The sequence below is a fragment of the Paenibacillus sp. EKM301P genome (assembly GCF_011800295.1).
GTDB classification, from domain to species: Bacteria; Bacillota; Bacilli; order Paenibacillales; family Paenibacillaceae; genus Paenibacillus; species Paenibacillus polymyxa.
This window is the reverse complement of record NZ_JAALFM010000001.1, coordinates 406,849-426,793: the sequence shown is the minus strand read 5'-3', so window position 1 is coordinate 426,793 and position 19,945 is coordinate 406,849. Positions and strand designations below refer to the sequence as shown.

Sequence of the window (19,945 nt, the reverse complement as noted above, 5' to 3'; positions counted from 1 at the left end):
AACAAATAAGATGAGGGTGACACAAACTGTTACGCCCAAAATTTAAGATCCGCACAGTAGATAGTTCTGCCGTACAGTCTTTTTCAATAATATATATTATATGTTATAGTGGGTCAATGTCAAGAAGAGAAAAAGAATGAAAACGTCAAAATTTGTCGATAGGGCTTTAGAACTAAAAAAGTGGGACGAATTTCTGAAAAATGGATGCAAATTTCTAAAGTTGAGAGTAAAATAGATCATATTATGAGCTATAGTGGTGTATAGCCGCTGTCTTGGTACAGCTAATTTTGCTGTGAAGGAGCGCCTTAATATGTCGGAATTTTCAACAACGGATCAGCAAACGCTTGACAGTAAAACAGTGCAGGCTAGCGGTGCTCCGCTGTTTGATGATAAAGGATATACGTCTTTTGCCTGGCTCCAGAACATGGATATGACACCCTATGATTACCCCTATATTAATCAGCTTCTCGTCCAAGGATATCGGAATTGGTTACAGCAGAGCAATGGTATATCCTGGATCAGTGAAGAGTGTACTGCTGTTTTCAATTTTACAGGTGTTCGGGTCGCTGGTAGGGAAGAGGATGATGACGAGGATTTAGAGTTGGTCGAGCGTTGTTGCATATCTAGAGAGATGGAAGTGAGCCAGCGTAAACTTCGAGATGGAAGCCTTGCATTTGTATACATGGTTCCCATACTATGCCGCAATTACAAGAGAGAGCCTTTCGCCGCTCTTCGTTTTACACGGCCTGCTCAACATTCTGTCTTGAATCAGGACGCATTGTTAGTGGCTTCTTTGCATTTTAGATCCTGCTTTTACTCGAAGTTTGAGTATATATTTATGGAAGATATACTAGGGATGCAGAATCGGAGCGAACGTGAAGGCAGACGCCGCTCTATTTTATTTCAGATTGTAAAACGGATGCATGACAAGATTGATGTGGAAGGCGTGCTGGATGAGGTATTTGGAAGTATCGCCTATTTGTTTCCTCATGTGGATATCACGTTGTATATGAGTCAGGATCGGCACAGTCGAAATCCTCAGGTCAAGCCTTTGTTGCTGCATGAACGGGACGAGGATGTATGTGTCCGTGCATTTATGAAAGGGCAAATGGCTGTGAATGAGCCTGCCGGTCCACAAGATGAAATAACTGAAATCGGTATCCCGTTACGTGGTAAGCAGGGCGTATATGGTGTTTTTCATATGATTCTTCCAGCAGGTGCGGATAGTATGGAAAAAGTAGACGTAGAGCTGATTGCGATGATGGCAGATACAGCTGGCACCGCATTTGAAAATGCGAAGCTGCTGGAGCAATCAAATGTACTTATCCATGAATTACGGCTCATTAATGAGCTGGTTCAGCGTTTGAATCAGAGTCTGAAATTAAATGAAATATTTGAGTTTGCCGTGCAGGAGTTATTAAAAATGTTCATGGCCGACTTTTGTTGTATTGTGCAGCTGGATCAGGATGGAAGTTGCTTTAGGGTGATGTCAAGCAATGTGGAAAGTTTAAAGCTGGAGAGTTACCCTCGTGAAGGCGGATTTGCTGGACTGATATGCAAAACAGGAGAGCCTGTGATTGTGTCTGACTATAGGAAGGATGGAAAGATATCCTCTCGGTTTATGGATGCGACGGACTCTCAGTCTTTGATGGCTGTGCCTATGAAGAACAGGGGGACTCCTAGAGGGGTTATATTATTATCGAGCAAGCTCCCACACTTTTTTTCTTACGATAATTACAAGATGCTGCAAATGCTGGCTCCTCATATCGGACTGGCCGTAACTAATGCTATGCTGCATGCCGAGGTGCGGCGTCTCGCTAATATGGACATGCTAACAGGTTTATATGTGCGTCATTATGTAGACCGAATCATTCAGGAGCATCAGGAAAAGGATTTCTGTGGCTCTCTTATTTTGGTCGATATTGACCAATTCAAGCAGGTGAATGATACGTATGGCCACCAGACGGGGGACGAAATTCTGAAAAGCGTCAGCAATATTGTTCGCTCGGCGACCCGTGATGAGGATGTATGTGCCAGATGGGGCGGAGAGGAGCTTGCCATTTATTTGCCGCAGCTGGGGGTGCAGCAGGCACTGGGGTATGCAGAAAAAATACGTAGCCGTGTACAATATGAAACTAATCCTCAGGTGACTGTTTCTTGCGGGATTGCTGAATGGAACTGGCTGGACGAGCAGATCAGTATCGAATCTTTATTTTATAGGGCTGACATGGCCTTATATGAAGCAAAAAATGAAGGCCGTAATCGTATAGTTATTGATCATATAGGCGATGTGTAGAGAATATCCTTAGGGAATGTTCTCTTTTTGTTTTGCATAACCGTTTGTAGACAGGTAATCCTAAGCGTAGCTATAACATGGATGTTCTAAAACAGAATTTTTATCATGATTTATAGTCATGTTTAGGATAGGACGGATGATGGTATGCATTGGAGAAAGCAATGGGTAATGCAGGGCTGTGTGTTTCTAATTATATGTGTGTTAAGCGGTTGTGTACTGGATCGACAATATACTCCTGAGCAGATTTTTAGAAGAGCTGTTGCAGGAATGGCTGGCAGAGAGAGGATAACATTTAGCGGACAGACTGGAATCAGAACTGACGGCGGTCTGCCTACGGCTAAACAGTTTGAATATCGCGGGAAGCTAAGAAATCACGATGAATTAATCATGCACTGGGGATCTACAGAGGCTTTCCGTAAGCAAGGCGACTATGTAGCACTAAAAGAAGATAAGTCCGAGCCTAGTGTTACACATGAACGATTTCTTCGTCAAAATGGGAAATGGATTACGCTGACATCTGGGGATACTTCTATGGTTCAAAATGGCATGTTAAATCGCTTCAATCCGATTCAGGAGCTCGAGGAATTAAATACACTGAATAAGAGCATTCGTATGGAAAAGGGAGCTGCCCGGGGAACTTGGGTGGTGAGGATTGAACCAGAACCTGCCTCGGCAAAGCGTTGGTTAAAAGAACGTTTAATGAAAGAGATGAATACGTTAAATCCTCAAATCAGGATATTAAAAACGCAGCATACAGAAACGAACCAAGAGCTGCAACAAAAGCTGAGCCAAGTATGGAAGCAGAGTTGTGAGGATATGAACAACCAGTTGGAGCATTCTAATGTTCGGACTGTGTACCATTTAACTATAGATCGCCAAACGGGTTTACCCTTAAAGCTATCATCGGAATGCCGAATTTCCCGACAGGTTGCGAATGAAGAGCAGCATCAGGAGGCTCTGATCACCCGAGTTGTTTTTGAGGACTACAAGTAACGGAGCGGGCATGATACAATGGAATTTGAATTAACCGTTGTTCAAAAAGAGTGAATAAAGAAGGAGAGACACTACATGAAAGATCCTAGAATACTTAAGCTGGCGGAAAATCTGGTAGGTTACTCTGTTGAAGTGCAGCCTGGAGAAAATGTATTGATCGAAATGATTGGTACAGAGCGTGACTTGCTTAACGCCATCATTCATGAAGTTGGTAAAAAGGGTGGAAATGTTTTTGTTCAGCTTACAGATCGTAAGGTGCAGAGCGCTATGCTTCGCAATGCGACAAAGGAAATGCTGGAAACTTGGGCTGAAATTGACCTCAACCGGATGAAACAAATGCACTGTTACATCGGAATTCGTGCAGGCGAAAATGTAAATGATCTGTCAGATGTACCGGAAGATAAAATGAAAATGTATAATTCAATTTATCAGCATGCGGTACATAGCGAACAACGAGTGAAACACACAAAATGGGTAGTGCTGCGTTATCCGAATGACAGCATGGCTCAATTGGCCAATATCAGCACCGAAGCATTCGAAGATTTTTATTTCGATGTATGTAACCTGGATTACGCAAAAATGGACAAGGCTCAAGATGCATTGGCAGACTTGATGAACCGGACAGACCAAGTACGGATCAGCGGTCCAGGTACTGACTTGAGCTTCTCTATCAAGCAAATCGGAGCCATTAAGTGTTCGGGTCAATGCAATATTCCGGATGGCGAAGTATACAGCGCGCCTGTACGTGATTCAGTTAACGGAACTATTAGCTATAATGCACAAACCCTGTATAATGGAATTACCTTTGAGAATGTTAAATTCCGTTTTGAAAATGGTAAAATAGTGGAAGCGACAAGCAACGATACAAAGCGGTTAAATGATATTCTCGATTCCGATGAGGGAGCACGCTATATTGGCGAGTTTGCCATCGGGTTTAACCCACACATTTTACACCCAATGAAGGATATTCTGTTTGACGAGAAGATTGCAGGCAGCTTGCACTTTACACCAGGTCAAGCTTATGAAACGGCGGATAACGGTAACCGTTCTTCGATTCATTGGGATTTGGTATTGATTCAACGTCCAGAATATGGTGGCGGTGAAATTTATTTTGATGATGTTCTAATCCGTAAGGATGGCATTTTTGTGCTGCCTGAGCTGGAGCCTTTAAATCCTGAAAACTTGAAATAACGATATCTGTTCTTGCTGAGAAAGCGATTTCAATGTATCATAATGAATGAGCATTGATACACGACAATCCAGTAAAGCGAGGGATCTTACTATGTCCAACAATAATGCGGCGGTTGTTGAAATTGCACAGACGGCGAGCAAATTCACTTCTTCCATCGTCCTTCATTCCGAAAATAAGTATATTGATGTGAAAAGTATACTGGGCTTGTTTACGACGTTGGTCAGCAGTCACAGTTATGAGCTGCATGTTCACGGGCCTGACGCCGAGGAAGCCAAAAAAGCGATTATTGAGGTGTTCCAGAAGCACGGGCTGCACATTTCAGTAGCCACCTAACTTATTGAGGAAGCAAAAGCATCCCTACCTGTAACTGTAGGGATGCTTTTTTTGTCAGGTTCTTGTATTAGCCTGCAATTTGGTCTAATATTAAGGTTAGGACGTCTTGTGCGACATTGAGACATAGGGGGGAAGAATCCATGACTTCATCTGATTTGCAGGAACAATTGAATATCAAGGCCATTAATCTGCTTCAGGAAGATGCAGATAAAATAAAGAAGCTTATTGAAGTACAGATGGAGAATCTGGCAACCCGTTATTGCCCTCTCTATGAGGAAGTGCTGGATACTCAGATGTACGGATTTTCCAAGGAAGTGGATTTTGCGGTTCGCGCCGGACTTCTTCCGGAAATGGTAGGTAAACAGCTGGTCAGTGAGCTGGAACGCAATCTGGCTATTCTATATGAGGCCATGAATAATAAGGCTAATTAGGAAGACGGTTGAATTGATGAGAGCATGCGAAGTTTGAGAGCATGCTTTTTTTGATGCCATTTTTTAAAAAGGGGACGAGAGGTTGCTTATAGCGTTCACCTTTGCCCTTGAATTTTTACAGTTTAAGGGGTTATATCGTCTTAAAAATTCAAGGGCATTAGTGATCAGAAGAATAAATGAAACGCGAAGAAGTCACTACAATGTAATCTACATTTTAAACTTTGGAAGCTACACCAGGAAGAAGGATACACCCAACAATACATACACTACCAGTAGCATGAGTCCCTCATACCAGTTGGTTGAGCCGTCCTGAGTGATGGATTTGGCGATAAATACAGCGACGGCAATGGCTACCAATTCAATGGTGGTGAAAACGATATTCATCGTGTTTCCCATAAAGTAACTGACAAAAATCAGCACAGGGGCAACGAATAGGGCAATTTGCAAACTGCTGCCGACAGCAATTTCAACAGATGCACCGATTTTGTTCTTCATGGCTAGTAAAATGGCAGCGCTATGTTCGGCCGCATTACCAATAATAGCGACAAGAAATGCACCCACAAACAATTCGCTGAGTCCAAATTGGGTCGTAAATACTTCCAGTGTACCTACCAGCCATTCGCTGACAAAAGCGACCATAACGGTAGCGAGTACCAAATAGGCAATGGATTTATTTCTAGACCATACAGGGGCATGCTCATGCGGCAATTCTTCATCTTTTTGTTCGGTCACGTCAGCTAAATAGTCCTTATGCGTAATCATAGAAAAAATAAGCCACGCAATATATGCGACAATGAGCGTGCCTGCAACAATGAGACTGAGTGTATCTGACTCGCTATCCGTGATCACATGTGTGTTCAGAAAGACAGCTGGAACGAACAAGGCAATAACAGCCACAATCATCAGGGAGCCACTTAATCCAGCCAGCGATATATTGAAATTTTGCACTTTATATTTCAATCCGCCAGCGAACAGACTCGCTCCGAGCACCAGCAGCAGATTGCCGATGATCGAACCGGTAAGACTGGCCTTTACCATATCGTAAAGACCTTCTTTGACGAGAAAAATGGCGATGATTAGCTCGGCTGCGTTACCAAAGGTGGCATTTAAGAATCCACCTAAACGTTGACCAGCATAATGAGCAACACTTTCAGTCGCCCTACCGAGAAAACCGGCTACGAATACAACAGAAATCGCACAAATGACAAATTGGGCTATGGCATTCCAATGTGTGTAATGAGCGACTGCACTAAGAGCAAATGTCGCTATAAGTAAAGCGGGAGATAACCATTTTTTCAATGAAGAGCACCTCGATATCAATAGATGTGTACAAGTTTGGTGAATACTGTCACTTGTATGGATTTTTCTAAATTAATATACCCAAAATGATATAGGTTGTAAACGAACGATGTTTTTATACGTAAGGTTTGCATTTGGAGTGGCTGAGGCTTTACAATACAAATAAAGGATGGATGAAGGGGGACATAGGTCATGGCAGAGCAAATTCAACAACTGGAAGCAGGAAACATCAAGATTTCCAACGATGTCGTAGGAAAAATTGCCGGGATGGCCGCATTAGAGACACCAGGCATTGCTGCAATGTCAGGCGGCTTATCGGAAGGCTGGGCCAAAAGGCTGAGCGGTAAAAATGTGCAAAAGGGCGTATCAGTGGAGGTTGGACAACTGGAAGCTGCCATTGATCTACGTATTATCGTGCTCTACGAAACACCTATTCATGAGGTGTCCCGAATTCTTCAGCAAAATGTGCGAGAAGCCGTCGAAAGCATGACGGGGTTGCGGGTCGTGGAAGTGAACGTAAAAGTGGAAGGTGTCGCGTTCAAGGACGACGCAGTGTAATAGAACCACTGCATGCTAAATGGACATTTTTCACCAATGGTATAGATGCCGGGAATTCCGTGCGATAATCCGCATAAGAACACGAAAACTGGTGGTTATAAAACGCCAGTTTTCGTTTTGTGAATCTGCTGGTTAACATTTTGCAGACGGACCTGTAGTTATATACATATACAAAAAAAGAACTTCCAATGCCACCGTGATTAGTGGTCATATGGAAGTTCTTTTTTTTTAGCGGTAACGGTTGGTTCTACGAGTTTGAAAGCGAGTGGGAACTTCATTACGGACCGTCACCCCTGTAGTGCGTTCTTGCACTGCTTGTTTGGTGTTCTCACGAGAAATACTGAGCATGATGCCCATAGAAAACATCATGACAAGCAGGGAGGAACCACCAAAGCTAATAAACGGAAGAGTTACGCCAGTGATTGGAATCGTTTGGGTTACCCCACCGATATTAATGAAGGCCTGAATGGCGATCAAACCCATGATGCCAGTGCCCACCAACGTTCCGAACGGATCATGGCAACGCAGAGCAATGATCATGCCTCGCCAAATGAAATACAAATATAGCATTAGGAAAATGGCTGTTCCGATAAATCCGAATTCTTCACCAATAACTGAAAAGATAAAATCATTAAACGAATTGGGCAGATAATGAAGCTTGATAATGCCTTTACCAAATCCTGATCCGTTTAAGCCGCCTTCGCCAATAGCTTGCAGGGACTGCACCAGATTGTATCCTGTGCCTTGTCTATACTTCTCGGGATTAAGAAAGGCTTGAAAGCGTCCGATTTTATAATCTTGCTTGGCAGCAGTAGCTTGTCCATTTGCGCTGTCGGAATCTCCTCCAAACAACGATCCAATACCAAATACGATGGAAGCGCCTAGCACGAGCAGGATGATTGATGCTGTAATGTGTTTGACGCTGGCTCCCCCGGCATAAATAATCAGGCCGCTGGTGGCTACCAAAATAAAGCAGGAGCCTAAATCCGGTTGAAGCATGATGAGTCCTGCGACAGAGCCTACAATGACCGTTACAGGTATGTAGCCAGTCCGTAAATCTCTAAACCGATCTCCTTTTTTGACAATTAGTGCGGATAAGTAAAGGATGATGGATATTTTTGCAAGTTCCGTTGGCTGGAAGCCAATACTACCAAATCTGAGCCAGCTTTTTGCGCCATTCAGAGAGCCTGTAAAAAGTACGATGATTAGCAGTAATATGGTTATGAAAAATAAAGGTACAAAAAGTTTTTTATATTTTTCCATCTTAATATTCATAGCTACCAGCATAATAAAAAGTCCGAGTATAGCAAATGCGGACTGGCGCTTTACAAAATATAAAGAGTCAAAATTGTATTCTTTATTCAGCAGAGCTACGCTGGAGCTGGAGCTAAATACCATGATTACACCGAATCCAACCAGCAACAAAGTGAGGATCAGCAATTGGAAATCCGGTGTCCCTCTTCTTCGAGTCTCCGGCTTCGTATTTCTCATATCAGCTTCCCCCGGTATTCGCCGCAAGGTATATTCCTCGCAGACGTTTATCATTTTATCGTTTATCCATTTTATCATAGTATGTTTGATAGGCTTCTGCAACCATCTGGAGCAACAGATATCACAACAATTCCATATCTGCTACAATAGGATAAAAATAAAGACTTGAGAGAAACGGCGCGTATGGGGTAAAGCTACATGATTTATCGGAAACTTGCCCGATGTTTTAAAAGGAGAGGTGGAACATAATGACACAACAGGCGATGGACCAAACCTGGTTTAATCAATTACAACAAAACATGGTGGAGTGGCGTAGACATTTACATAAGAATCCCGAAATTTCTTTTCAGGAAAGTAAAACTGCCGCTTTTGTAGCGGATAAGCTAGAGAGCTGGGGATTAGATGTTCGCCGACAGGTAGGGGGACACGGTGTTGTAGGTACCATTCGTGGTGCCAAACCTGGACCTGTGGTTATGTTGCGCGCCGATATGGACGCTCTTCCTATTCAGGATGAAAAGGAATGTGAATATCGCTCCAGTGTGGATGGGGCCATGCATGCTTGCGGACATGACGGACATACGTCTGTTTTGCTTGGGACAGCATACTATTACAGTCTGAACCGCGATGAGCTGGAGGGAGAAATCCGGTTTTTGTTCCAGCCTGCGGAGGAATTGCTGCCTGGGGGTGCGGTTAATGTCATCAAAGATGGCGTACTGGAAGGTGTGGATGTGATTTATGGCATCCATTTATGGACACCCTTCTCGGTCGGGACCGCTGCGAGTTGTGCAGGGCCGTTGATGGCGGCTGCCGACGATTTTTATATTGAAATTGCAGGTAAGGGTGGGCATGGCGGTATGCCCCAGTCCACTAATGATAGTGTGGTGGCAGGCTCAGCTCTTGTTATGCAACTGCAGAGTATCGTAAGCCGTTCAGTCGACCCGTTAAAGCCTGCTGTGTTGACGGTGGGAACCATCCAAGGGGGCTCTGCGCAAAATATAATTGCAGAAACCTGCCGCTTGAGTGGAACCATTCGTACGTTTGATGAGCAGACCCGGACGGTCATGAAAGAGCGATTGCATGAGGTAACTGAGCTTACAGCAGCAACATATGGGACATCAGCAAAAATTCGTTACATTATGGGATACCCGCCAGTTGTTAACGATGCCCAGGAAGCATCCCGCTTTTTTAAGGAAGCAAAGCCTGTGTTCGGCGAGGGGAATGTACAGGAAGCGCCAAAGTTGATGCCTGCCGAAGATTTTGCGTATTATTTGGAACGTGTGCCAGGTTGTTTTATGTTCGTCGGGGCGGGTAATCCGGCCAAAGGAGCAATTTATCCGCATCACCATCCAAAATTTGATTTTGATGAGGATGCCATGATCAACGCAGTTCGTCTGTTTATTGCTATGTCTACCGGATATGTTGCTGGACGAAAAGAAGGGGCAATTAACGGCTAATACGAGCTAAATTGGGAAGGGTCTAATCTGGAGTATGAGCTGAATGAAATGGGGTAACCTACTCTTGAAAAGGAGGGAGTACCCATGAAAAAGGTTCAGGAAGTTATGACTAAAAAATGTGTAACGGTGACCCCACAAGACAATATTTATGAGGTTGCAGTCAAAATGAAGGACAATGATACTGGTTTTATCCCAGTTGTGGAAAGAGAAGGCAGTGACAAGTTGATCGGTGTAATAACGGACCGTGACCTTGTCGTTCGTGGTTATGCGGACAAGCATTCCGGTTCCAGCTCAGTTGATGCGGTAATGACGACAGGTATTCGTACAGCTAGTGTGGACATGTCGGTGGATCAGGCAGCTGAACTGATGGCAGAGCAGCAAATTCGTCGTTTGCCCGTGACAGAAGGAGACCGTCTGATCGGGATTGTTTCGATTGGGGATTTAGCGGTTCGTAATATTTTTGCAGACAACGCTGGAGAGGCGCTTAGCCAAATTTCCGAGCAGGTTCACTAGAAGGATAATATAGCAGGTACCAGTTTGGGACGGTCATTATCCCGAGCTTCTGATCAGGAGTTCAACCCGAGTGTGGGTTGGACTCCTTGCTATTCCGGTTGATATGCGAATAAACGGATAAGCTATTTATTATAGAACTTTTGAGTGTCAGGAGGTAGTCATGAACCCAGATCATCCTTGTATTGTACAACGTGATTTTACCGTTCTGCTGGAAATGGGTTTGCCCGATTCGGAATGGGCCCGTTCACAGTTGCAGGTTTATGCAGAGCTGGTAAAAAGTCCGTCCGCTTTTCATACATATCACATCACTCCATTGTCGCTCTGGAATGCGGCCGCTCTCGGGTGGAGTGCTGAGGACATTCAAAATAGTTTGCACTCTATGTCTCGTTGGGATATTCCGCGTGATTTGTTGAGAGATATTGAACAGCTTGTATCTCGTTACGGGACGTTGACGCTGTCACGGGCAAGTGCAAAAGAAGAACAAATTTACGGCACTGATACGATTGACGCGAATCGTGATGAGCAAGAGTCAGACAGAGATACAAAGGCGAGTAAAACCAACACATACACAATAGGGGATCACTTGATCTTGACGGCAGAGACCCCAGCTTTACTGGATGAGCTATTAAACAAGAAAGAGCTAAAACAGCTTGGTTTGCTTCGCACCAATGAGACAAGTGCATCCGTACCGCCCGAAAATCGTGGCTTGCTCAAGCAGGAATTAACTCGCTTGGGATATCCTGTTGTGGATACGGCAGGTTATCTTGAGGGTAATCTGCTTCGTTTTACCTTGGGAAAGGGACAAACGGAGTTGCAGCTTCGTGATTACCAGGTGAAAGCCGCTGATGCATTTGAAGGTGCAGACGGCTTAGGGGGGAGTGGTGTACTGGTCCTCCCATGTGGAGCCGGAAAAACAGTGATCGGTATGGCAGTGATGAATCGCCTTCAGTGTGAGGTGCTTATTTTAACTTCTAATACTATCTCCGTGCGGCAATGGATCGAAGAATTGAAGCAAAAGACGAATATTCCTGTCGATTCTATCGGGGAATACAGTGGTCAGAAAAAGGAGGTGCGACCGATAACGGTGGCAACCTACCAGATTTTGACGCATCGTCGCACCAAAGACGGAGAGTTTGAACATATTAAGCTACTGAGTGAGCGGAAGTGGGGACTCATTATATATGATGAGGTACATTTGCTGCCTGCGCCAGTATTTCGAGCGACGGCTGATATTCAGGCTACCCGTCGTTTGGGATTAACAGCTACGTTAGTTCGAGAGGACGGGTGTGAGCGGGATGTGTTCTCTTTAATTGGACCCAAACGGTACGATATGCCGTGGAAGGAACTGGAACGACAGGGCTGGATTGCTCAGGTCGATTGTGTAGAGCTGCGTTTGCCCATGACCGCTGACCTTTTGGAGCGAAGTATGCGCGCTGAAGGCAGACAGCAATACCGAATTGCAGCCGAAAATCCGGCTAAGCTGGAGGCAGTACGCAGTCTAATGGAGAAACACAAGGGTCTACCCACGCTTATTATTGGTCAATATTTAGACCAGTTACGTAAATTAGCTCAGGAGCTGGACGTTCCACTGATTACGGGATCCATGACTCAGAGTGAGCGGGTGCGTTGGTTCGATGCGTTTCGCAAGAGCAGTATTCAAACCCTGTTGGTATCCAAGGTGGCGAACTTTGCGGTGGATTTGCCGGATGCAGCGGTGGCCATAGAAGTATCGGGTAGCTTTGGCTCACGTCAGGAAGAAGCGCAGCGACTTGGCCGCATTTTACGACCAAAGCCAGGCGAGAATAAAGCTTATTTTTATGCATTAGTGACAGAGAACAGTAAGGAGACGGATTTTGCAGCACGTCGTCAGCTGTTTCTGATTGAGCAGGGCTATGAATATGCGGTTCGCAGGTTTGATAGGACAATGGCTAGCAGAAGCCAGGAGGATGAGACAGAAGATGGCGGAAAGAAAAAGGAGGCCTAATCAAGGATGGGCGTAACGAATACGCAAGGCAGCTGGAATGAGCTTTCAGCGGATGAACTGCTGGTGCTTAAACGATGCTTTATCCGGCATGCTGCACAACCTATGAGGGAAGAGGAGCCTGTGCAGCTTACCCAAGGTGCCTTAAGCGGAGTCGAAACAAAACTGGTCCTGCATGGGCTTCGCACCCGGGGGTGGCTGGAGGCAGTCACCAAATCGTGGGGTGAGCGGATTTTATATATTCCGATTGATCGACTACCCGCTCTGTACGATATGCTGTTAAAGCAAACTCCAATGAACGGGATACATACGGATCATCCGATAACAGTACATGAAGCAATGACAGGACTGGAGTCGGAGTTGCTGCATGTGTTGTCACGTATTGCAATACAGGGGGTTCCTTTGACGGCCAAAGGAACCATACATAAGCGGTCATTGCAAAAATTAAATGAACTGACCCCCTTTCGTCCAGAGGACCTGGAAGGACTTGGGTTGCATTATGCACATGCCGAGCTGTATCCAGTACAAACGGTGGTCATGATCGATTTATTACTTAGTTTGGGCCTGCTTGTGAAAGAAACTGTGTCTTTCCGCATTCAGGAAGCGGAACTGGCGACATGGATTCGCTTGTCTGCTGGGCAAATGCGCAAGCATATTTTTGCCACCCTCATGGAAAGATACGGCAAGGCTGAAGCGCCCATACAGCATTTTCGCTATATGCTGTGTGCCGTCTCGCAGTATGTAGGAACAGACGGATGGATATCTATTCAGTGTCTGCTGCAATGGATGCTTCAGGTAGGCTTAATGCCGCAAAATCGTTTAAAGGGAGATGATTCCACAAACAGTACCCTTATAGATATTGTTCCTACAAACGCAACTCTCAATGGGCTTGCGGAGGAAACAGTATCTGATTTTAATTTTAATGGACCTTTTATGGAAGATATAAAGGGGTGGTTGAAGGCCCTGACGGCTTTTGGAATGGGGGATTGGGGTCAGACCACATCAGGTGAATTGTGTTTTCGCTGGAATGTCTCTGTGACAGATCTGCTTCGTCCCTATCATGACGAGGATACACATCAAGAGCAAGGTGCCTTTTATGTGCAGCCTGATTTTGAAATATTAGTGCCGCCAGATGTCGCATATGATGTGCGCTGGCGATTGGAATGCTGCTGTGAACGTGTGACAGGAGACCGGATGGTAGTATATCGGATTACCAGAGAGAGTATTACAGAGGCAATCGAGCTGGGCATGGAGGCTAAGGCGATTCCTGCTCTTTTGGACAAGTACAGTCGGACAGGGGTGCCAGAACATGTACGGCTGGCAGTAGAGCAGTGGGCAGGCGATGTCGGACGAACGGCTTTTGCGACGGTAACACTTTTGCGATGCGGTACTCAGGATGATGCGGACATAGTTGCGCGTCATCCTGCACTGGAAGGATCACTGGAGCGACTCGGTGACAAAGATTTTATTATCCCGGTGCGCTCTGCTGACAAAATAAGAAAAGCGCTCGCTGCAATTGGATTAAGTCCGCGTCTTGAGCCAAAAGGTGCGGATGAGCCAGCTCATCATTATCCACTTTTGACGGAGACAGAGAACCTAGAAGCAGGCCGTCCCCTATTTTCACAAGAGGGAAGAGCTGGTCTGGTTTACACAGGGCGTACGTTGCATTTCTATGAACAAGAGCACACCCTGCCTAATCCGTCCGACTATTTTCCAGAAAGATCTACAGTACCCTCTTCATGGACAAAAGAATGGAGGAGTTACCATACGTCCACTTCCAGGCAGTTGATGGAGCAAGCGATCCGTTGGCAGGCGGCGGTGGGATTGCGCATTAGTGGGAAAGAGGTTAAATGGATACCGGAATCGGTGGTTTCGGGCGATCCCTGGAGTGTCACAGGCTGGTACGCCTCAGGAATGGATGAGGAAACACCTTCTCGTGCAACCTTGCAGCCAAGGGATTGGTCCGAGATGAGGTTGTTGGTTCCTTTTACATAGTCGTGTCAGGAAGTGCATGAAACTCCTTCTTCTCAAAAGAAGGATGTGGTATGATAAATGAGTCTACTTTTATTGGGTAGAACTTTATATAAAGTGAGATGACATTCATGAGCGTAGCCGAATTGAACACGGTCAATATGGCAGAAGTGCTTATTAACGCCTATGAATTGGGCGATATGGTCAACCGGTCCTTTGAGGTATCGGATTATTTATATTGGAAGCAGCGTGTGGAATTGAATCCGTCTATTCAGGCGTGTGTACGCAAGCTGGATGCCAAAAAGGAGCTTTTCGCTGAAACGGAGCGTTTTGGGCATTTTCATCCCAACTATCATGAAGCGAAGGACGCAGTGCAGGTCGTTGAACTGGAGCTAGAACAATTTGAGGCTGTTAAGGAGTTCAAACGGGCCGAAAAGGCGCTGGATGATATGCTTCATGCCATGTCTGAAACGATTGCATATTCCGTGTCCGAGACCATTAAGGTGCCGAGCAACGACCCGAATGTGAAAAAGGGCGGATGCGGCAGCGGAGGGAAATGCTCCTGCGGATAGGCCATAGGAATGATACGGAGGGGAGATGAAGCGAATGTTTGCCGAGCGGACAGGGTACATCATTTGGGTAAGCGATATCAAGGCTGCCCGCAATCTGGAGAAATACGGAAATGTCCACTATATTTCAAAGCGTATGCATTATGTAGTTATTTATATGAATGCGGATCGGGCAGAGGACACCGTTAAAAATATTCGCAGACTTTCCTATGTACGTAAGGTTGAGCGCTCTTTCCGAAATGAGATTAGGACGGAGTACAACGACGATAAGGAAAAGATGAAAGAATATGAAATATAAGCTTTGATTGTCTATACATTCAGAATTCTTAAAAAAGGTCAGCCTACGGGCTGGCTTTTTTTTGTGAAGCCAGGACTTTTGCATACTAATCTTAATGCTGTTAGACCTAAAAAATCTTTAAAAAACACCCATAAACTTCAATTTTGTAACTTGTAGTCCCGGGTCTGTTGAGGTAACATATGAATATATTGGTAGATATAAAGACCTATCTGGTGGGGAGAGTGATCCCGTGCGTGACAAGGCAATGCAGCGATGGAGTACATACGAACCGTTCTACGTGGAGATGGGCGATAAGAAAGTCGCCGATATCGTGATTACAAATCATGCGAAAACACGTTATTTAGATCGGGTAGAGCAGAAACAGTCCGAGACGAATCATATCGCCGCCTGGCTTTGGGAATGCCTGAAGCAAAACAGGATGGAGTCCTACTATCATAATGAAGAGGATGTATATTTAATTGATGGTGATCTGGTCGTTGTCGCCGAATTTGGTGAGTTGCCAGGTGAGATGGACATTGCGGGAAATCCGCTTCATAAGATGATTATTATTACCTTTTTGGGTCGGATGTCAGAGACTATCGAATTGAGGGACTTAAAATCCTACTATTCATGGTTGCGCCATTCGCGGCGCATGACACTGATGAAAAGCACTCGTAAGCAAAAATAGACGGTGATTTGGCGAACGGTTCCATTAAAACCGCGCTCATTGACACCGTCGAGTTTGAGTAGAAGTATGCAGTTATCAGCTGCATGCTTTTTTATTTTGCAAGCATATACTCCTCATTTCGGTAAGTTTACTCGGAAATTGTTCGCAGACGTTTTTCTTATGCTAAAATAAGGAGATCAGAGGGGAGAGGGCTGTCAATATGAACTTTCATCAGCTGCACATTTTTTATACCGTAGCGGAGCGCGGAAGCTTCTCGGCGGCGGCGCAAGCGCTGCATATGACGCAACCTGCGGTGACGATGCAAATTCAATCTTTGGAAGATTATTTTGGCACGAAGCTACTGCACCGATCGACTAAAAAAATTGAGCTTTCGGAGGCAGGAGCGACATTACTTCCTTTTGCAAAAAGAAGTATGCAACTGATCAGGGAAGCTGACGAGGCAATGTCTGCTTTTACTCACATGCTGGAGGGAAGATTGCATATTGGCGCCAGCCTAACGATTGGTGAATATATTGTGCCAAGAATGTTGGGCCCGTTTGGTCAGGAGTACCCTCACATACGCATGGCAATGAATGTAATGAATACGACTCAAATTATGGATGATATACTAAAGCATCAGTTGAATTTAGGGCTGATTGAGGCCCCGGTTCAACACCCGGATATTGTGGTGGAATCTGTGATGCAGGACGAACTGAAGCTGATTGTTCCTTCGGGGCATGTGTTAGCCAAGGCCAAAAAAGTAGTTTTAGAAGATGTATTCAAGCATCCTTTTGTAGCTAGAGAAAAAGGTTCTGGTACACGACAAGTCATAGAAGACGGGCTCAAAAATCGTGGTGCGGATGCCTCTCGACTTGATATTGTAATGGAGATGGGCAGCACTGGAGCGGTCAAATCAGCGGTAGAGGCAGGACTGGGGATTACCATGCTGTCACCTTCTTCAGTCAAACACGAGGTTGCGCTCGGGTTGTTGAAAATTGTAAATATTTCAGATATTACCTTCAAACGAGAGTTTTATGCGATTCATCTGAAATCAGCTTTGTTGCCAATCCCGGTAGTAACTTTTTTATCTTACTTGCGTCGTCATGATCAGGGATTGGACGTATTCGAGGACTCGCAGGACAAACTTGTAGTGATGAAAGAGGAGGAGCAATTGCGTAATGAAGGAACAGATTAATTCACAACGATATGATCTACATACACACACCCAAGCATCTGACGGTATGCAATCACCTGCTGATAATGTGCGCTGGGCGAAGGAAAAAGGGTTGGCCGGTGTGGCTATTACAGATCATGATACGGTGGCCGGTTTGGAGGAAGCCTTGGAGGAGGGAAGACGCATTGGAATGACCGTGGTGCCGGGTGTGGAAATCAGTACACGTGCTGGTGGCAAAGATATTCATATACTAGGTTATTTTATGGATTACCGTAATAAAATATTTTTGGAACGGTTGGAAAAGCTGAGACAGGCGCGGGATACCCGTAATGATTTGATTTTGAGTCGATTGCGTAGCTTGGGCGTGGAAATCACGCTAGATGAGGTGGTGGCTACAATGGGCAGACCACTAGCGCCAGATGAAAGCATTGGACGTCCGCATATGGCAGATACCCTGGTTCAAAAAGGTTACGCGAAGGACATGCGTGATGCGTTTGACCGTTACTTGGCAGAAGGTGCGCCCGGATACGTATCTGTACCCCGTGTAGAGCCTGCGGAGGCTATAAGCTGGATTCGTGAAGCAGGAGGTGTGCCTGTAGTGGCCCACCCTGGCTTGTATGGAAATGATGAACTGGTGCGCTCCATTATAGAGGCAGCGAAGCCTGTAGGGTTGGAGGTGAGCCATTCAGACCATGATGCTGAGGCTGAGAGCCGATATACTGCAATGGCGCTGCACTATGGGCTTATCGCAACAGGCGGCTCGGATTTTCACGGTGCACGCCAAGGTGTGATTTTCCACGGTGATCTGGGTAGCCGTAGTGTGGAAGGTCAGGTTGTCGAGGAATTGAGAAAGGCTGCTGTTGGACAAAAGTAAATGAGAAAAAGCCCCTTGCCTACCGCATGGAACACTAGAAGTGTACGTGCAACGGGCAAAGGGCTTTTTTTGTAGATTCCATATGCTGGTGGAACTTAGCCGTTTTTGATGCGGTTCGGCAGCTTTTTGACCAGTTCCTCATTAGGTGTGATAAAGAGCGTACGCTGATGATCGTAGATGACAAAGCCGGGCTTCGCACCGCTTGGCTTGCGTACATACCGAATCAAAGTGGCATCTACAGGTACGCTGCTAGACTGCTTGGCTTGGCTGAAATAGGCAGCCAGTTGAGCAGCTTCCTCCAACGTTGCGTCTCCGAATTTCTCGGCACGAATAACGACGTGTGACCCTGGAATATCCTTTGTATGCAGCCACGTGTCATTGGGTCCGGCCAGTCGATTGGTCACATATTCATTCTGCAAGTTATTTTTGCCGACCAGCAGCTCGATGCCTTCGGATGATGTATATACGTGCAAGGTCGGGCGGTCATTTTTCTTCTTTTTCTTTCCTTTTTTAACCCGATCTCTGAGATAGCCCTGCTGAACCAGCTCTTCACGTATTTCCTCAATGTCGTTAATAGAGGCATGGGCTAGCTGCTGAAGAAGATTGTCCATATAACGAATTTCTTCGTGTGTTTTTGCTAGTTGTTCGTCAATGACAGCCAGGCTGTTTTTATATTTGTTATACTTTTTAAAATAACGTTGTGCATTATCTGAAGGGTTGAGTAGCGGGTCCAATGGAATGGTGATCGCACCCTGTTCCTCGTCATAAAAGTTAGTGAGTGTTACTTCCTTGTCTCCCTTTTTTACCTCATGCAGTGAAGCGAACAGCAGCTCTCCGTAAATCCGAAATTGATCGGCATCTTCCGCTTCGGCCAAATCTTGATGGAGATGATCGAGTTTTTTTACGTTTTTGCTCCGCTCGTTTTGTAGAAACCGCAGTAGGTCGCTAACCTTTTGCTTAACCGTGTCCCTTTCTGCTTTTTCACCGAAAAAGTCCTCCATACACTCACTGATGGTAGCGTATTCCTTACGTTCTCCTTCGATCAGCGTCAGTGGAATGGCTGAAAATATTACTTTATCTTGTGCGTTCAGTCCAGATACTGGCTGAAAACGATGATTCCGCACGTCATCCATAATGTCACTGAATGTCCTCCACAGTCGACGATCCTTGTCACCAGATGCTTCTTCGTTAGATGCTCGGATTAGTATCTCTTCAGCAATAAGGGGACTAAGTCCGGTAAAAGTGTTCACGAGCCAGCGTTTGGGAGCTTCTTCGGCCTCAAGGGCTGCTTGATACGAGGAGATGAAGGCTGCTTCTTCGACTTCTAGTGGATTCAGCTTATTTTGTTCAGGAGGCTCTGTGTATTGAAAGCCTGGCATAACGACCCGATAGCTGCTGATAGAGGGTGTGACATGATGAATGCCATCCAGCATCATACCTGTTTCCGGGTCAAGCAAAATAATATTGCTATGTCTACCCATCACTTCAATAATAATGCGCTTCAATGAAATATCCCCCAGCTCATCACGCTGACGTATATCCATATGAATAATGCGCTCCATGCCCACCTGCGTGATGTTCTCAATAATGCCTCCTTCGCAATGTTTGCGAAGAAGCATACAAAACATGGGAGCTTCTGTCGGATTGAGAAAGCTTTGCTCTGTAAAATGTACGCGCGGAAATGTCGGATTAGCCGACAGCAACAGCTTTACACTCCCGCCTTGTGCCCGCAGGTTCAGCACGATATCGCGTTCGTTTGGCTGATGTATTTTATTAATGCGCCCGCCCCGGATGGCTTGCAGTTCGTGTACGATAGCGCGGGTTACGATTCCGTCCAATGCCATAATGTATGTTCTCCTTTGAAGCAAATGT

General features: G+C 45.4%; 18 protein-coding genes. 15 read left to right on the top strand and 3 right to left on the bottom strand.

The window, feature by feature from the left end; all coding sequences use genetic code 11:
- Window positions 1–310 precede the first annotated feature (310 nt).
- The 5 genes from HFD99_RS02135 to HFD99_RS02115 all read left to right on the top strand — a co-directional run bounded on the left by HFD99_RS02135 (window position 311) and on the right by HFD99_RS02115 (window position 5,245).
- Entirely contained in the window at window positions 311–2,296 is a 1,986-nt protein-coding gene (locus HFD99_RS02135) for a sensor domain-containing diguanylate cyclase (RefSeq protein ID WP_031461728.1), read from the top strand.
- 168 nt (window positions 2,297–2,464) lie between these two features.
- Window positions 2,465–3,289, top strand: a complete 825-nt coding sequence (locus tag HFD99_RS02130) for a hypothetical protein (RefSeq protein ID WP_031461727.1) — start codon at window positions 2,465–2,467, stop codon at window positions 3,287–3,289.
- A gap of 75 nt (window positions 3,290–3,364) precedes the next feature.
- Window positions 3,365–4,480, top strand: coding sequence for an aminopeptidase (locus tag HFD99_RS02125; protein WP_031461726.1), 1,116 nt, complete (start codon window positions 3,365–3,367; stop codon window positions 4,478–4,480).
- Window positions 4,481–4,571: 91 nt separating this feature from the next.
- The gene (locus tag HFD99_RS02120) at window positions 4,572–4,814 is read left to right on the top strand and encodes an HPr family phosphocarrier protein (protein ID WP_013371869.1); all 243 of its coding nucleotides are present in this window, start codon (window positions 4,572–4,574) and stop codon (window positions 4,812–4,814) included.
- 140 nt (window positions 4,815–4,954) lie between these two features.
- Window positions 4,955–5,245, top strand: coding sequence for a YlaN family protein (locus HFD99_RS02115; protein ID WP_007431028.1), 291 nt, complete (start codon window positions 4,955–4,957; stop codon window positions 5,243–5,245).
- A gap of 228 nt (window positions 5,246–5,473) precedes the next feature.
- Here HFD99_RS02115 and cax read toward each other — a convergent pair whose 3' ends face one another.
- The gene (gene cax, locus HFD99_RS02110) at window positions 5,474–6,544 is read right to left on the bottom strand and encodes a calcium/proton exchanger (protein WP_013371868.1); all 1,071 of its coding nucleotides are present in this window, start codon (window positions 6,542–6,544) and stop codon (window positions 5,474–5,476) included.
- A 192-nt stretch (window positions 6,545–6,736) separates the two neighbouring features.
- Between cax and HFD99_RS02105 the strand changes: the two genes are divergently transcribed.
- Window positions 6,737–7,102 (top strand): Asp23/Gls24 family envelope stress response protein, encoded by a 366-nt coding sequence (locus tag HFD99_RS02105; RefSeq protein ID WP_013310912.1) that lies wholly within the window; start codon window positions 6,737–6,739, stop codon window positions 7,100–7,102.
- Between the two features lie 228 nt (window positions 7,103–7,330).
- Here HFD99_RS02105 and ftsW read toward each other — a convergent pair whose 3' ends face one another.
- Window positions 7,331–8,593, bottom strand: a complete 1,263-nt coding sequence (gene ftsW / locus HFD99_RS02100; RefSeq protein ID WP_016822369.1) for a putative lipid II flippase FtsW — start codon at window positions 8,591–8,593, stop codon at window positions 7,331–7,333.
- 248 nt (window positions 8,594–8,841) lie between these two features.
- Between ftsW and HFD99_RS02095 the strand changes: the two genes are divergently transcribed.
- From HFD99_RS02095 to HFD99_RS02055, 9 genes are all read left to right on the top strand, one after another.
- Window positions 8,842–10,047, top strand: coding sequence for a M20 family metallopeptidase (locus tag HFD99_RS02095; RefSeq protein WP_016822368.1), 1,206 nt, complete (start codon window positions 8,842–8,844; stop codon window positions 10,045–10,047).
- 84 nt (window positions 10,048–10,131) lie between these two features.
- Window positions 10,132–10,560, top strand: coding sequence for a CBS domain-containing protein (locus tag HFD99_RS02090; protein ID WP_025365208.1), 429 nt, complete (start codon window positions 10,132–10,134; stop codon window positions 10,558–10,560).
- Window positions 10,561–10,720: 160 nt separating this feature from the next.
- Window positions 10,721–12,544, top strand: a complete 1,824-nt coding sequence (locus tag HFD99_RS02085; protein ID WP_167440792.1) for a DNA repair helicase XPB — start codon at window positions 10,721–10,723, stop codon at window positions 12,542–12,544.
- A 6-nt stretch (window positions 12,545–12,550) separates the two neighbouring features.
- On the top strand, window positions 12,551–14,536 hold the full coding sequence (locus HFD99_RS02080; protein ID WP_123797363.1) for a helicase-associated domain-containing protein: 1,986 nt from the start codon (window positions 12,551–12,553) through the stop codon (window positions 14,534–14,536).
- A gap of 107 nt (window positions 14,537–14,643) precedes the next feature.
- Complete coding sequence (locus HFD99_RS02075) at window positions 14,644–15,084, top strand: YlbF family regulator (protein WP_016822365.1); 441 nt, start codon at window positions 14,644–14,646, stop codon at window positions 15,082–15,084.
- 34 nt (window positions 15,085–15,118) lie between these two features.
- Window positions 15,119–15,379 carry a YlbG family protein gene (locus tag HFD99_RS02070; RefSeq protein WP_017427798.1) on the top strand — a complete coding sequence of 87 codons (261 nt, stop codon included), beginning with the start codon at window positions 15,119–15,121 and terminating at the stop codon, window positions 15,377–15,379.
- Between the two features lie 229 nt (window positions 15,380–15,608).
- The gene (locus tag HFD99_RS02065; protein WP_013371860.1) at window positions 15,609–16,046 is read left to right on the top strand and encodes a hypothetical protein; all 438 of its coding nucleotides are present in this window, start codon (window positions 15,609–15,611) and stop codon (window positions 16,044–16,046) included.
- Between the two features lie 199 nt (window positions 16,047–16,245).
- Complete coding sequence (locus HFD99_RS02060) at window positions 16,246–17,220, top strand: selenium metabolism-associated LysR family transcriptional regulator (protein ID WP_016822363.1); 975 nt, start codon at window positions 16,246–16,248, stop codon at window positions 17,218–17,220.
- Window positions 17,204–18,073 carry a PHP domain-containing protein gene (locus HFD99_RS02055; protein WP_031461723.1) on the top strand — a complete coding sequence of 290 codons (870 nt, stop codon included), beginning with the start codon at window positions 17,204–17,206 and terminating at the stop codon, window positions 18,071–18,073. Before HFD99_RS02060 ends, HFD99_RS02055 begins: the two co-directional genes overlap by 17 nt.
- A gap of 95 nt (window positions 18,074–18,168) precedes the next feature.
- Here the strand turns inward: HFD99_RS02055 and HFD99_RS02050 are convergent, their stop codons facing one another.
- Window positions 18,169–19,917: an Rqc2 family fibronectin-binding protein gene (locus tag HFD99_RS02050; RefSeq protein ID WP_017427796.1), complete on the bottom strand. Its 1,749-nt coding sequence runs from the start codon at window positions 19,915–19,917 to the stop codon at window positions 18,169–18,171.
- Window positions 19,918–19,945 lie beyond the last annotated feature (28 nt).